Below are 13,796 nucleotides of genomic sequence, written 5' to 3'. Positions count from 1 at the left end.
GGGGTCACTTGGTGTAGCGGTACACGCGCACCTTGGGCCGGTTGACGGCACCGGCGGAGGCCGTGCGGCGGGTGGCCTCCAGCGGGGAGTCGGGGCTGGCACCGATGATGAAGTCGACGGTGGTGCCGTCGTCCAGCGTCACCTTGCCGGCCACCGGCGAGGGCGGCAGGCCGCCACCGGCCACCAGGTCGTAGCGGCTGTCGCCGCCATCCGAAGGGGCAGCGTTGGCATAGCGCACGTTGTAAACCCGCGTGGTGCCCAGGTTGGGGCTGCAGGTGCCGGCGGTGGTGGTGCCGGTGCTGGGCTTGTGGGTGCTGAAGGTGGTGGTGCCATACACCGTCAGCGCCGAAGTCACCACCTGCTCGGTGTTCTCCAGCTGCAGGGCCCAGCCCTTCTTGGCGGCCAGGTCGGTGGCCGAGGGGGTGGCGCTGCTGCTGATGAGCTGCAGCGAGGCCAGGCACACCACCGACGAGCCGCAGGTGGTGCTTTCGGTGCTCAGCCAGGCGCTGTCGCCCGGCTTGTCCTTGACCATGAACATGTAGTTCTGGGTGGCGCCGGCGCTGGTGTAGGTGGCCACGGGCTTCTCGCGGTCGCCCGAGCCCACCAGCAGGTAGTGCAGGCCGGTGGTGGTACTGGCCAGCACATCGGGCCCGAAGAAGAACTTGCGGGTGTTGCAGCTGGCACTGGGGGTGCTGCAGCCCAGGGCGGCCACCTGGGTCATGCTCCAGCTGGCCGGGGCGGCGGTGCCGATGTCGATGCGGTAGAGGTTGCCCCCCAGGTCCGAGGCATAGGCCAGGGTGGTCTGGCCGCTGCTGTTGACCACGGTGGACACCTCGCCCACCACCGGCCGGGTGGTGGCAAAGCTGCGCACCACGGCGCCGGTGCGGGCGTTGATGACGTAGACCGCGCGGCCCTTGGCGGTCGTGGTGCAGGTGGACGGGTCGGCGTCCTCGCAGGTGTCGTAGCCGCCGCCCATCAGGATCAGCGGGTCGGTGCTGCCGGCCACGGTCACCACCTTGGGCTGGCTCCAGGTCTGGCCAAAGCCGCTGGTGTCGGTGGTGCAGTCGGTGTCGCTGCCCAGGGCGGTGCAGCCGATGCGCCAGCGCAGGCTCATGCTGCCGGCGCTGCTGACGTCAAAGGAGTAGAGCGCGCGGCCGCCGCGGCGCATGCCGGCGTACAGCCACACGTTGCTGCCGCTGCGGTGGACCGACAGGCCACCGTCCATGGCGTAGGGCTTGGGCAGGGTGGTGCCGGTGGAGGAGGCCAGGGTGACCGGCGGGGAGTTGTCGTACAGGCGGGCAATCTGGCCGCTGAACTCCGGCGGCATGAAAGACCACAGTTCCTGGCCCGCGGCCACGCCGCCGATGGCGGCGCTGCGGTTGCCGTTGATGGCGCGCAGGAAGCCGTCGTTGGCGCCGTAGAACACCACCACGCTGGGCGAACTGTCGGTGCCGTAGTTCACTGCGATGGGGCGGGAGTGCACCACGTCGCCGTGGGTGGTGCGGCGCATCTCGGCGGTGGTGACCGTGTCGCCGTCCTCGTCCTTGGTGTCCTGGCCGGCGATCCAGCGCCGCTGGGTCTGCTGGGTGGCGGTCAGGCCGCTGGAGGTGAACAGGCTGGAGAGGGTGATCAGGCTGCTGCAGCTGGCGTCGCTGCAGGTGTAGGCGCTGCGGCCGGTGGCGTTGGCGCTTTGGCGCAGCATGTAGGCGGCGCCGCCCTTTTCCACGACGTTGCCGTCGGGGTAGTTGGAGTCGGCGCTGTTGGCGATGCTCAGGCAGGTCTGCACCTGCCCGGTCAGCGCCCAGTAGTTGTCGACGGTGCTGGGGGTCCAGAAGCTGCGCGCGCACTCGGTGATGAAGCCGGTGGTGCTGTTGATGGCGTCGCGGCTGTTGGCGTCCTGCAGCGCCAGGTCAGTGCCGGAGGTGCCCAGCTTGAACTGCTTCATGTTGCCCATCCAGCGCGGCGCGGCGTCCTGGTCGGGGCGGAACAGGCCCACAAAGACCTGGTTGAGGTAGGTGCCCTGGGTGTTCACGCTCACCGGCAGGCTCACCGAGGCGAACACCGAGTTGACCGCCTGGATCTCGGAGAAGATCTCGCCCAGCGCGCCGGAGACGCTGGCCCCGCTGGTGCCGCTGCCGGTGCTGACGTCAAAGTAGCGGCCGCCCGAGACGTTGGCCGCGCTCTGCAGCTGCGAGGACCAGCCCGGCCCCTGGCCGGTGGACTTCTTGTCCACGTCCACGGTGTAGGTGATGACCTGGTGGCTGCTGCGCAGGTAGCGGGCCCACTCGTCGATCAGGTTCTCCTGCATCGAGGTGTTGGTCAGGCCGGCGGTGATGATGCTGGTGCTGCCCCCGGCGGCGCTCAGCATGCTGGCCGCCTGGCTGCGGGCGCTGGCGTTGTCGGTGGCCTCGCCGTTGCTGATGAAGATGATGTAGGTCTTGCCGCAGCTGGCCGACGAGATGGGGCTGACGTAGCGGGTGGCCGTCTTGCTGCTCAGGGCGTTGCCGCTCAGGGCATAAACGGCGTTGGAGCTGGTGCTGCCGCTGGTGTTGCCGGTGTAGTCGGTCTTGACCTTCTTGTGGCCGGCATAGGGCACGCCGGAGCTGCTGTCGCTGGCGTTGGTGATGAGGTAGCGGTAGGCCTCGGCCATCGACAGCGAGGCCTTGGCGTTGTTGCTCTTGTCGCCGCTGATATCCAGGCCGTTGACCATGGCCTGGTAGAGGGTCTTGTTGGCCGCGGTGAAGGTGCGCACCGCGGCGCGCACATAGGCGCCGTCATCGCCGCTGTTGCCGGATCCGGTCTCGGTGTAGAGCATCAACCCCACACGGAACTTGTCGGCCGGCAGGCTGGCGATGGTGGACGCCAGGGCGGCCTTGACCGAGGCGTACTTGGTGCTGCCCGAGGCGCCCGTCTGGCTCCAGTTGGCCGAGTTGTCCAGGATGATCAGGACATTGGGCAGGTCGGTGGAGCTGCTGCTGTTGTTGATGAACAGGTCGATGTCCTCGGCCACCGCCGGCGCGGGGCCGGACAGCAGGACCAGGGGGGCGAGCAGCGCCAGGCCGCGCCGCCACCAGGGAGTCAGGCGCCGCATGCGGCCTCCTTGTCGGTCTGGGTCATCTGCACCATCACGCCGTCATGCACCTCCACCGTGGCGCCGCTGCGGGTGTCGGTCACGGTGGCCTTGATGTCCCACGTGGTGCTGTAGTAGCTGCCGGTGGCCGGCAGCGAGGAGCTGCTCAGGTTGTCGTCCGAGGAGCCGCCGTCGGCTGCCTTGACGCACACCGGCCGCTCGACCACCACCGTGTAGTCGTTGGTGTCGTCGTTGTCCAGGTCCACCTGGATTTCCTGCGCCTCGGTGGTCAGGGTGAAGTCCGAGCCCACCACCTGCTCCAGCGCGGTGGCGGCCGAGGCCAGGGCCTCGTCGCGTGCCACGGTGTTGTTGACCGCCTTCACGCTGGCGGTGGCGCCGGAGAAGCTGGCCACCACGATCAGCGTGATCACCGTCATGGTGACCAAGCCGGTGACCAGCACGGCACCGCGCTGGTGGTGCGCCCGGCGCAGGCAGCGCTTCGGGGCGGGGGTGGAGGGCGTTGTCATGGCGTTTCCCTGCGGCCGCTCACATTGGCCAGACGGACCGTGGTGCTGAAGACCTTGCGCTGGAACCGGTCGTTGAACGGCCCCAGGGTGGCCCCGCCCAGCTGGTAGGTGCGGGTATCGGTGTAGCCGTCCACCGGCGCGACGGAGCGCACCAGCACATAGAGGGTGGCGGTCACCGCGTTGCTCATCTGATCGACGGTGCACGGTGTGGTGGTGTCGCAGTGCACGTCGGCGCCGTCGGGGGCGCCGTCGCCGCGGTTGGTGGCCTGGCGGAACTCCTGACCGCTCACCCAGGCCACCGCCTGGCTGAAGTTGACCGCGCCGCCACTTTTACTCACGTTGTCGATGCCCCACTCCACCCGCAGGGCCTGCACGCCCTCGGCCACCACCTCGCCGGCGCCCTGGGTGGGGGTGCTGCTGCTCACGCCCAGGCTGGAGCGCATCAGCGTGGGAATGCCGTCGCCGTCGCTCACCGCGTGGTCGCGCACCCACCACAGGCTGGAGAGCAGGCGGCGTTGCGCAGCGGGGGTGGTGCAGTCGCGGGCCAGCAACGCGGCATGGCCGGTGCTGGCCAGCAGGTGCGTGGTGCTGACCGTGCTGCAGAGGTTGACGCTGTGGTACAGCGCGTCTTCGGTGGCGGTGGCCTCGCAGCCGGCCTCGCCCACGGCGCAGCTGCTCACCCGGCGCACCACCAGCACGTCGGAATTGGCCTGCGCCTGGGTCACGAGCGTGTCGCAGGTGCCCGGCGCAGTGGCGCCTGAGAGGGCCGGCACGCCAAAGAGGTTGCGCAGGTAGGTGGCGTTCCAGTTCGTGGCGCTGTAGGCCAGGCAGGGATCGGGCAGGGCCGTAGGCGGGTCGCTTGGCACACCGCTGAAGGTCAGGTTGTCGAACTCCGGCACATAGCCGCCCCAGAAGCCGGCCTGCGACAGGTCGTCGGCCATCAACTGCAGCACCACCCGCGCCGTCTCCAGCATGCCGGTGGTGCGGCTGACGTCGGTGGAGGAGCGGGTGACGCTGAGTTGCAGCGAGGCCATGGCCAGGGCCAGCACCAGGCCCAAGGCCATGGCGATCATCAGCTCGACCAGGGTCACGCCGCGTAGGCGGCGTGGCAGGCGGGTCAGTACTGCGGCCGTCACAGCGCCCCCACGCGCACGATGGTGGACACCACACGGCGGCAACGGTCGTCGGTGCAGGTCGAGCCTTCCTGGCTGCCGTCGTATTCGCCCTGGCCGCAGGCCAGCCCGCTGACCGGTGCGTTCAAGGGCGTCATGCCCTGCCAAGCCACGGTGACCAGGTAGCGCGAGTTGCCCAGCGCCTCCACGCAGCCCCGGCCGCCGATCAGGCCGCCCTGGGCCACGGCATTACCGCCCACGCTGAGTTGTTCGGCCGCGCCCTGCAGGGCCAGGCACCAGGCCCGCAGGTCGCGGTCGACGCGCGTGCTGCTGGCCGTCAGGCTCTCGCAGTCCCGGCCGACGCCTTGAGGCGTGTCCAGCGCAGCGCCGTCGGCGTAGGCGTCCAGGGCGGTGCTGCCGCGGTTGGCGGCCATGCGGCTGGCCATGTCCTGCAGCAGCAGCAGGGCCTGGCTGCGCTGCTGGCTCTCCAGCTCGACCGTGTTCATGCGCCCCTGCATGCCGGCCAGGCCCAGCAGGCCCAGGGACAGCAGCAGCAGCGTGACCAGCACCTCCACCAGGGTGAAGCCAGCCTGTGGGCGTGTGTGGCGGGTGGCGGCGTGCATGGCGGGCCTTACCACTTGGCGGCGGGCGTGCGGGTGCCGGCCTGGTTGAGGGTCAGGGCGCCGTCGTCCTTCTGCGGGGAGGTGGTCACCGGCGTGAAGGTGATGACAAAGCCGGGGGGCGAGGTCTCGGTGGTGACGTCGTAGGTGTAGTAGGGCGAGACGTCGGACGGCAGCCGGTAGCCCGCGGCCTCCAGCGTGTCCTTGTCGGCATAGGAACGGCTGGTCGAGAGGAATTGCTGCTCACGCAGCGAGAGCTCGACCATCTGGGCCTGGGCGGCCGAACGCCGGCCCTTGATGACACTGGACTGGTAGCTGGGCACGGCCACCATGGCCAGGATGCCCACGATGGCCACCACCACCATCAGCTCCAGCAGGGTGAAGCCGGCAAACGCGCGGTTCTTCATGTTTTTCCCACCACAACCCTTCATGCCCCCGCAATGGGGGACCGTCCGGGATGTTAGTGAAAAATTCCCATAACAGGATGTCCGCTTGTCAGGCTGAGCGGTTGGTTTGACGCTTGTCACTTTTTCGAGACTGAGGTAAGCAATCAAATGTTTAGGAAATCTTCCTGTTCTTGATTTTCTGTTGCAGAATGTGACCAGATGAGGGTGCTTGGTGGATGGGCGGTGCGCTCCGGTTGACGAGTGGATGGCGCGCCAAATCTTCACGGAAATGGCGGCTGAACTCGGCGCTGGAGGGAAACAGCATGAAGACCTTGAGTGGTGGTAGGACTTTGGCCGGCGCTGCGCAAGGGGCAGCTTTGGTGCTGGCGTTGACGGGCGGCATGGGTGCGGCCCAGGCCCAGACTTCAGTGGTCTTCGAAAGCACGGGGGCCTTGTCCACCACCGCGTCGGCCAACATCCGGGCGTCGGCGGCGTTCAGCTTTGAGCAGCATGTCTTCAGTGGTGCCAGCCAGTGGGCGTTACGCATTGACGTGAGCAACCAGTCCACCGGCTTTGACGCCCGGGGTGAGCTCATCACCGGGCTGTTCTTCAACATCAATGGCTACCGGGCCACCTTGGGCCAGACGGCGGCCACCTTCGACGGCCTGGCCAGTTCTGTGCGCTCCTTCGAGTCGGTCACGTCCAAGGGCAAGGTGGTGGGCACCACCTGGACCAGCTACGGCAGCCAGGACCTGGGCCCGGCGGTGCAAGGCGGCGCCGCCGACGGCGGCTACCAGATGGCCAACCTGCATGAGCAGACCGACCGCACCTCCAACAACGGGTCCCTGGGCGCCATCACCCAGGACTATGTGATCTCCACGGTGGCGTATGGCCTGGGAGGCCTCAACGGCGGCGCCGTCAACTCCGACGACTTCGGCTTGGCCCCCACCGGCATCGACGCCGAGGTGGCGACGGTCAGCGGGGCCGAGGGCCTGAAGATGACCTTCGGCACCAACACCTTCTGGGTGGCGGTGGACAGCCCCAGCGTCTTCGCCCTGTCCCAGATCCAGAACGTGGCCTTTGGCATGGGCTCCCTGCCCGACATGTTCTACAGCGCCCAGCGCACCACCGTCGACCCGCCCGTCTCCACCGTGCCCGAGCCCGCCACCTGGGCCCTGATGGCCCTGGGCCTGGCGGGCCTGCCGTGGCGACGGGCCCGGCGCTCGCGTCGGCCCGGCTGAGTGCCCCGGCCGGCCGCCAGGCGAGCCCAGGCGGTCAGGCACGGTGCCCCGACAATGGGACTCCAGGGAGAGAAGAACCGATGCACAGCCACGCGACACCCAGTCCCGCCAGGCGTACGAAGGGGGCGGCATGACCCTCTACCGTGCCGGGGCGGTCCGTCACCACCTGCCCGTGGCGCCTGAAGGCCGGGCGCTCACACTGGCGCAGGAGCGCCACTTGCGCGAGCGTCTGTTGACCACCACCCCGGCGGGCTGTGGCCTTGCGCCGGGCCTGTGGACCCGCGCCTCCCTGTGCCAGCTGGTGCAGCAGGAAACGGGCGTGCAACTGGCTGCCGCTGCAGTGGCCCGTTACCAAGAGCGCTGGGGCCTGCGCCCCCGTGTGGCCCGCGGCCTGCTGCCGCAGGACCAGCACCGCCTGTTCCAGCGCCTGGGGCGCTCGCAGCTGGAGATGGAAGGGCTGAAGGTCAGGCACCGGGCCCATTCCCAGGGGGCTGAGCTGCACCTGGGCGCCGTGCTGCCGCTGCCGGAGGCGACGGCGCCCGCCCTGCAGGAGCTGGGCCCCTGGCCGACCGGCCCGGGTGGGCAGTGGCCCACCCTGCTGGCCAGCGTGTCTGGCCAGGGGCGCATGAGCTGGCTGCCCGTTGGGCAGTCGCGCAATGCCCTGGCGTGGGTGCCGTTTCTGCGCGGCTTGGCCTGGGAATCACAGCGCAGCTGCCGCAAGGTGCTGCTGCTGCTCACCGTCAACCCCTGGGAAGACGAGGGCCAGGCGCTGGAGCCTTGGCTGGAGGAGCTGCAGGCCGACCTGGAGCTGTACCTGCCGGCCCAGCCGGCGCCGCAGGCCGTGGATTGGGGCGGCCTGGTGCGCGGACCGGTGGAGGCCCTGCTCGGCTGAGCCGGCCGCGGCCGGCCAGGGGCGTCAGCGCAGGCGGTGTCCGGCCAGCGGGGCGGTGGCGCGTGGGCCGCGGGCGGCCTGGGCCCGCAGCGGGCCCGCCGGCACTGGCAGCACCAGCAGCCGGCGGTCGCCGGCCAGCAGCAGGGTGCGCTGGTCGTCGGTCAGCAACAGGTGGGCGCGGTAGGGCTGGCAGGGGGTCGGGCCCTGGGTCACGCGGCAGGCGACCGCCTCGGGCACCGGCACAAAGCCCAGCCAGGGCAACTGGCCTGACGCGTCGGGCTCGGCGCCGGTGTCAAACACCTGCACCCGCGGGGGGATCGGCGCCGGCTCGGCGTAGGTGCCGATGGCCGCGGCCGCCATGCTGTACACATAGGCCCGGCGGCCGTCGCCGGAGAGGGCGCTGGCCAGCCCCACCCAGCCTTCGGGCAGGGTCAGGCGGCCGCGCGGCTGCAGGTCAAAGTCCACCAGCCGGGCATGGTCCAGCAGCCAGCGGCTGCCTTCGCGATTGGCGCTGGCCGCATAAAAGTAGTCGCCGTCGGCCTGCGCCGGCAGGCGCGCCAGGCTGGCCGCCACGCCTGAGCGGCCGCCGCTGGCCTCGCGCCGCAGCAGGGGTGGTGGCGGGCTCAGCCCGGCGCTCTGGGTCATCAGCAGGCGCCGCCCGTCGGGCGATACCGCCGCCCAGGGGCCCTGGTAGAAGCTCCATTCCCAGGGCGACAGCCAGACGTTGGGGGCCTGGGTCAGGCTGTCCATCACCACTAGGCCGGCCCAGCCCTCGTCGGTGCGGACCCAGGCCAGGCCATCGCCGGTGACCGGCAGCGGCAGGTCGCTGGGGGCGGCTGCGGGGCTGTTGGCCAGGGGCAGGTCGTCCCGGGTGGCCAGGGTGGCGGGGTCCAGCAGCAGCCAGCGGCCATCGCGGGTGGCCGCCAGCAAGGTGTCATGGTCGCGGCTCAGGCTGAACTCGCGCAGCGCGGGCAGCGCCCGCCGGCTCACCCGGGCCTGGGCGCCGGAGAGATCCACCCGCAGCAGCTCGCCCGTGTCGCTGCGGTGCATGAACAGGGCCTGGCCCACGGCGTCCCACTGCAGGTTGCGCAGGGTGCCGGCCCAGTCCAGGCCTTGGGCAGACCGGTCCACTGGCGCCAGCACCTGCAGCGTGCGCGTGGGGCTGGCCAGGTTCAGCGGGTTGTGCAGGCGCAGGCTGTGCGACCCGGCCGGCAGGGCGGGCAGGCTCACCGCCAGCAACTGCGGGCCCAGGCGGCTCACCGCCAGCGGGCTCACCCGGCCCTCGTCCACCACCACCGCGGCGCGCAGGGCCTGCGGGGTGTCCAGGCCGTCCAGGCCGCGTGCCCAGGCCAGCACCGTGCCCGGCTGCCCCGGGGTCAGGGCCAGCAGGTCCACGCTGTCCAGGGTCGGGGTGAGCTGGCCCACGCTCAGGCGCACCTGGCCGTCGTCCACCCCGTCGAGCTGCAGGCGCAGCAGGGCGTCGGTGCGTGTGCCGTAGGGCAACTGGGCCAGCTGCGCGGCGTCCACTTCCCAGACCAACGGCTCGGCCAGGGTGCCGCTGGCGCGCACCAGCCGCAGCCAGCTCACGTCCACGCTGGCTTGCCAGCGGGTGGCGACCACGCCGGGGGCCACCGTCACCGGCAGCGTGCCGCGCAGGCTCTCCGGGGTGGCGCGGGCGTCCAGGTCCAGGTGGACCTGGGCAGGGGTCAGCAGGCCGGTGGTGACGGTGAGCTGCACCGTCAGGCTGGCCTCCTGGCTCACCGGCTGGCGCTGGCGCAGCTGCACGGTGGCGGTGTGCAGGCCCTGGGCCAGGCCGGCAGGCGCTGCGCTCAGCACCAGCTCGGCGCCATCCTGGCGGGCCTGCAGCCAGTCGGCGTCGGTGCCCACCGTCAGGCCGCCGGGCAGGCCTGCGGGCAGGGCCACCCGGGTGGTCACGGCCGCGCCGCCCTGTGGCGCACTCAGCGCCAGGGGGGTCACGGGCAGGCTCAGGCGCGGGTGGATGGTGGTGCTGAAGCGCACCACATGCGGCGAGCCCGGGTGGTGGGCCAGGCAGCGGGTGTCGCGGCAGGCCAGCAGGGTGAGCGTGCCGGTGTAGGTGCCCGGCGTCAGCCAGGGGTCGGCCTGCACCTTGACCACCGCGCTGTTGCCGCGCACGTCCACCTCCAGGGGGGTCAGCACGCCCGGGCCGCTGGCCTCGGCCCCCACGTAGATGGGGTCGCGGGTCTCGCCCCGGCTGTTCACATTCAGTGTCACCGCCGGGGCGGCCTGACCCTGCACGGTCTGCAGCTCGACCGGGCCGGCGTCAAAGTCCAGGCGGAAGGGCTCCTCGCCACTGCCACCGCCACCGCCGCCGCAGGCGGCAAGCAGCCATGCGGTCAGGGTGGCGCCGAGGGCCAGGGCGGCCCGACGGAGACCGGCGGCCGTCAAGGGGGAGAGGGCGGCCAGCCGGCGGCGCACCGGGGTGTCCGGTGTGCCCTGTCGGGTGGCGCCGCGCAGGGACTGCTGGATCATGCGTGGCGGGTCGGCGCCGCGCCGCCGGGTGGGCGGCGGGCACCTGGATGCAGGAGGCCGGCAACTTATCACAGGCCTGCCGCGCCGCGCCACCAGACTTGTCTCAGGTCAAGACACGTCGACTCCCTGCCGTGCGGGGCTCAGTGGCCGGTGTGGCCCCTGTGCCCGCTTGCCGACGCGCCGGTGGCCGGTCGGTCCACCCCCGGCCGGTGGGCCTGCAGGGTGGGGCCGGCCGGGGCGGGTGCGGGTGCCGGGGCGCTGCCGTGGCTGGTGTGGCCCGCGTGGCCTTCATGGCCGGGGGCCGCTGCCGGTGTGGCGGCCGATGTGGGGCGCGCCGGGCCTGGCGTGGGCCCGGTCCAGTCCCGTGCCACGGTGCCGGCCGGGTGGCGGTAGGGGCCGGGGTCGCGGTAGTCGCCGTGCGGCTGGTCGGGGCGGACCTTGAGCAGTGTGAACATGCCCCCCATGCCCAGGGCGCCGAAGGGCCCGGTGCCGGTCATCATGGGCAGGGTGTTGTCGGGCAGCGGCATTTCCATCTCGCCCATCTCGTGCATGCCGGCATGGCCCATGGGCATGTAGTCGGGCACCACCTGTTGGATGGCGGGGGCCACCGCCGCCGGGTCCACGCCGATGAGCGTGGGCACGTCATGGCCCATGGCGTTCATGGTGTGGTGGCTCTTGTGGCAGTGCAGGGCCCAGTCGCCGGGCTCGTCGGCGATGAACTCGATGTCGCGGCTCTGGCCCACGCCGATGTCCACGGTGACGTCCGGGTAGCGCGCACTGCGCGGCACCGGCCCGCCCCCGGTGGCGGTGACGGTGAACTCGTGCCCGTGCAGGTGCACCGGGTGATTGGTCATGGTGAGGTTGGCCACCCGCAAGCGCACCTTGTCGCCCTGGCGCACGTTCAGGGTGTCGATGCCGGGGAAGACCCGGCCGTTCCAGGTCCAGAGGTTGAAGTCGGTCATCGTCATCACCTTGGGGTGGGACGCGCCGGGCTCGATGTCAAAGGCGCCCATGAGGATGCAGAAGTCGCGCTGCACCTCGTCGATGAGCGGGTGCCGGTTCGGCTCGCGCGGGTGCGTCACCCACATGCCGTACAGGCCCATGGCCATCTGCACCATCTCGTCGGCATGCGGGTGGTACATGAAGGTGCCGGGCCGGCGTGCGGTGAACTCGTAGACAAAGGTCTTGCCTGGCGGGATGGCCGGCTGCGTCAGGCCGGCCACGCCATCCATGCCGGCGGGCAGGCGCTGACCGTGCCAATGCACCGCATGGGCCTCGGGCAGGCGGTTGGTGACGAACAGGCGCACCCGGTCGCCTTCGACCACCTCGATGGTGGGCCCGGGGCTGCTGCCGTTGTAGCCCCACAGCCGGGCGGTCATCCCCGGGGCCAGTTCACGGTCCACCGGCTCGGCCACCAGGTGGAACTCCTTGACGCCCTGGGCGTCAGCCCGCCAGGGCAGGGTCCAGCCGTTGAGGGTGACCACCGGGCGGTAAGGGGCGCGGCCGCGTACCGGTGGCGGCACCAGGGGCGCGGCGGTGCCAGGTCCGCTGGCGCTCACCAGCTCGGGCAGGGCGGCCAGGGCGCTGCGAGGCAGGGCGGCGGTGGCCAGGGCGGCGGCACCGGCCAGGCCGGCGCTGCGGGAGAAAAGTTGCCGGCGGCTGAGCGCGCCGGCCACGGGACGGGAGGTCTCGGTCATGTCGTGCGTTCCAAAAGGGGGGGCGGCTCAATGCCGGGCGGCCGGGCTGGCCGGGGCGGCGGCGTCCTCGTGCGTGGCGGCGTCGGGCTCGGCGGCGGCGGTATCGCCGGCAGGGCCCCAGACCACGGCCTCCAGCTGGGCGCGTGCCCGCCAGTAGTCGCGCAGCGCGCGCACCGCGGCCTGGGCGGTGGCGGTCTGGGCGCGGGCTTCGGCCAGCAGCTCGAAGGGGCCGGTGAGCATGCCGTTGTAGCGCAGCAGCTGCTGGTCGGCCGCTTGCTGGGTCAGGGGCAGCAGCTCCTCCTGCAGGGCCTTGGCGTGGGTCCAGGCGGCTGCCTCGCGCAGGCGGGCCTGGCGGATCTCGCTGGCGGCCTGGCGGTCCTGTTGAAGACCGGCCAGGCGATCGCGTTCGGCGCGGGCCTGGGCCACCGCGGTGCGCGGGGTGCCGGTGAAGGGCAGGGGGAAGGACAGGTGCAGCTCGCGCTCGACCGCGCCATGCTGCGGCCGGGTGGCGCCCAGTCCCATCTCCAGCTCTTCCAGCCAGGGGGTGACCGGATGGGCGCCCGCTTCCTGCGTGGTGGCGCCCAGGCGCTGGCGGCTGGCTTGCAGGTCCAGGCGCTGTGCGGTGGGCTGCGCGGGCGGGGCGGTGGCGCTCAAGGGCTGGGCCGGCAAGGCCGGCAAGGCGGCGGGCAGCACGCGGGCCGCCCAGCTGGCGCCTGCGGGACTGGCGAGATCCGCGGCCTCGGCGCCGGCCTGCCAGGCGGCGGGGGGCTCGGCCAGGCCCAGGGCCAGCAGCAGGCGCTCTTCGGCCAGCCGCGCGGCGGCCTGCGCCTGTCGGGTGGTCAAGCGGGCCTCCACGGCCAGGGTGCGTTCGCGCAGGGTGCGCAGGGCGGGCACATGGCCAGCGTCGGCCATGCGCTGGGCCAGCAGGGCGGCGGCCTCGGCGGCCTGCTGGCTCTGGCGGGCCTGGTTCACGGCCTGGGCGGCCGCCACCGCGTCGATGAAGGCCAGGCGGACCTGCAGCACCTGCTGCAGCACGGCCTCGGCGGCCTCTTCCTGGGCGGCGGCCACGCGCTGGCCTTCCAGGCGCCGCAGCCAGGGGCGCAGCAGCAGCTTGCCCAGGTCCAGGTTCAGGCCCAGGAAGGTGTCCTGTTCGCCGGCGCTGCGGCTCAGGCCCAGCTCCAGGCGGGGGTTGGGCGGGCCCAGCAGCGCATCGCGTTCGGCCAGGGTCACACCCAGTTCGGCCAGGCGGGCCTGCAGGCCGGGGTGCTGGTGCAGGGCCAGGCGCACGGCGCGGTCCATGTCCAGGGGCGGGGCGGTCAGGGTCTCAGGCGGGGGGGTGTCGGCGGCGGTGTCAGGCAGGATCAGGCCGTAGGCCTGGCGCAGGGGGGCGGCCACGGCGTCGCGGGTTTCGGGTGGCCAGGCGGCCGGGGCGCTGGCGCCGGGGGTGGCGCAGCCGGCCAGCAGGGCGCTCAGGATCAGGGCCACGGCCAAGGCCGGCCGGTGGGGAGGTCGCAGAGAAGGGCTCATGTCCCAGGGCTCCGGTGGGGGTCTAGGGTCGGGCGGCCCGGTCCACCGCGCAGGCGGTGGCGGGTGGGCGTCCGCAAAGGAGGGCGCAGGGCCGTCGGGGCGGCGGTGCCGGCGCGGTTCGGGGGCAGCCGGGGCGTGTGAGCGCCTGCAGGCCCTCACGCCGCCGCGGGGCGGCGCTTGGGCCCGTGGGCCGGGCTCAGGCTGCCGCCCCGG

10 protein-coding genes are annotated in these 13,796 nt (G+C 72.0%); 2 read left to right on the top strand and 8 right to left on the bottom strand.

What is annotated here, in order from left to right; genetic code table 11:
• Nucleotides 1–4: 4 nt before the first annotated feature.
• From G3A44_RS20815 to G3A44_RS23815, 5 genes are read right to left on the bottom strand one after another with little or no spacing between them, the layout of a single operon-like run.
• Nucleotides 5–3,091 (bottom strand): pilus assembly protein, encoded by a 3,087-nt coding sequence (locus tag G3A44_RS20815; protein ID WP_163459675.1) that lies wholly within the window; start codon nucleotides 3,089–3,091, stop codon nucleotides 5–7.
• Entirely contained in the window at nucleotides 3,079–3,597 is a 519-nt protein-coding gene (locus G3A44_RS20810; RefSeq protein ID WP_163459674.1) for a pilus assembly PilX family protein, read from the bottom strand. Before G3A44_RS20810 ends, G3A44_RS20815 begins: the two co-directional genes overlap by 13 nt.
• Nucleotides 3,594–4,733 carry a PilW family protein gene (locus tag G3A44_RS20805; RefSeq protein WP_310734428.1) on the bottom strand — a complete coding sequence of 380 codons (1,140 nt, stop codon included), beginning with the start codon at nucleotides 4,731–4,733 and terminating at the stop codon, nucleotides 3,594–3,596. Before G3A44_RS20805 ends, G3A44_RS20810 begins: the two co-directional genes overlap by 4 nt.
• Nucleotides 4,730–5,332: a type IV pilus modification protein PilV gene (gene pilV / locus G3A44_RS20800; RefSeq protein WP_163459672.1), complete on the bottom strand. Its 603-nt coding sequence runs from the start codon at nucleotides 5,330–5,332 to the stop codon at nucleotides 4,730–4,732. Before pilV ends, G3A44_RS20805 begins: the two co-directional genes overlap by 4 nt.
• Before the next feature lie 8 nt (nucleotides 5,333–5,340).
• The gene (locus tag G3A44_RS23815) at nucleotides 5,341–5,736 is read right to left on the bottom strand and encodes a type IV pilin protein (protein ID WP_163459671.1); all 396 of its coding nucleotides are present in this window, start codon (nucleotides 5,734–5,736) and stop codon (nucleotides 5,341–5,343) included.
• A gap of 302 nt (nucleotides 5,737–6,038) precedes the next feature.
• Here G3A44_RS23815 and G3A44_RS20790 point away from each other — a divergent pair, with 302 nt between their 5' ends.
• Entirely contained in the window at nucleotides 6,039–6,956 is a 918-nt protein-coding gene (locus G3A44_RS20790) for a PEP-CTERM sorting domain-containing protein (RefSeq protein WP_163459670.1), read from the top strand.
• Between the two features lie 130 nt (nucleotides 6,957–7,086).
• Nucleotides 7,087–7,848, top strand: a complete 762-nt coding sequence (locus G3A44_RS20785; RefSeq protein ID WP_163459669.1) for a winged helix-turn-helix domain-containing protein — start codon at nucleotides 7,087–7,089, stop codon at nucleotides 7,846–7,848.
• A 24-nt stretch (nucleotides 7,849–7,872) separates the two neighbouring features.
• Here G3A44_RS20785 and G3A44_RS20780 read toward each other — a convergent pair whose 3' ends face one another.
• The 3 genes from G3A44_RS20780 to G3A44_RS20770 all read right to left on the bottom strand — a co-directional run bounded on the left by G3A44_RS20780 (nucleotide 7,873) and on the right by G3A44_RS20770 (nucleotide 13,583).
• Complete coding sequence (locus G3A44_RS20780) at nucleotides 7,873–10,359, bottom strand: hypothetical protein (protein ID WP_163459668.1); 2,487 nt, start codon at nucleotides 10,357–10,359, stop codon at nucleotides 7,873–7,875.
• Nucleotides 10,360–10,499: 140 nt separating this feature from the next.
• Nucleotides 10,500–12,056, bottom strand: coding sequence for a multicopper oxidase family protein (locus G3A44_RS20775; protein WP_163459667.1), 1,557 nt, complete (start codon nucleotides 12,054–12,056; stop codon nucleotides 10,500–10,502).
• Between the two features lie 27 nt (nucleotides 12,057–12,083).
• Nucleotides 12,084–13,583, bottom strand: a complete 1,500-nt coding sequence (locus G3A44_RS20770; RefSeq protein WP_163459666.1) for a TolC family protein — start codon at nucleotides 13,581–13,583, stop codon at nucleotides 12,084–12,086.
• Nucleotides 13,584–13,796: the final 213 nt, after the last annotated feature.

Source organism: Ideonella livida, assembly GCF_010499455.1.
In the GTDB taxonomy this organism is placed as follows: Bacteria; Pseudomonadota; Gammaproteobacteria; order Burkholderiales; family Burkholderiaceae_C; genus Ideonella; species Ideonella livida.
Note: the sequence above shows the minus strand (reverse complement) of the source record. Positions and strands in the feature narration are given on the sequence as shown.

Excerpts from the sequence above, each read along its gene's own strand:
- G3A44_RS20810 (WP_163459674.1), bottom strand. The coding sequence starts at position 3,597 with ATGACAACGCCCTCCACCCCCGCCCCGAAGCGCTGCCTGCGCCGGGCG.
- pilV (WP_163459672.1), bottom strand. The coding sequence starts at position 5,332 with ATGCACGCCGCCACCCGCCACACACGCCCACAGGCTGGCTTCACCCTG.
- G3A44_RS20815 (WP_163459675.1), bottom strand. The coding sequence starts at position 3,091 with ATGCGGCGCCTGACTCCCTGGTGGCGGCGCGGCCTGGCGCTGCTCGCC.
- G3A44_RS20770 (WP_163459666.1), bottom strand. The coding sequence starts at position 13,583 with ATGAGCCCTTCTCTGCGACCTCCCCACCGGCCGGCCTTGGCCGTGGCC.
- G3A44_RS20780 (WP_163459668.1), bottom strand. The coding sequence starts at position 10,359 with ATGATCCAGCAGTCCCTGCGCGGCGCCACCCGACAGGGCACACCGGAC.
- G3A44_RS20785 (WP_163459669.1), top strand. The coding sequence starts at position 7,087 with ATGACCCTCTACCGTGCCGGGGCGGTCCGTCACCACCTGCCCGTGGCG.
- G3A44_RS20775 (WP_163459667.1), bottom strand. The coding sequence starts at position 12,056 with ATGACCGAGACCTCCCGTCCCGTGGCCGGCGCGCTCAGCCGCCGGCAA.
- G3A44_RS23815 (WP_163459671.1), bottom strand. The coding sequence starts at position 5,736 with ATGAAGAACCGCGCGTTTGCCGGCTTCACCCTGCTGGAGCTGATGGTG.
- G3A44_RS20790 (WP_163459670.1), top strand. The coding sequence starts at position 6,039 with ATGAAGACCTTGAGTGGTGGTAGGACTTTGGCCGGCGCTGCGCAAGGG.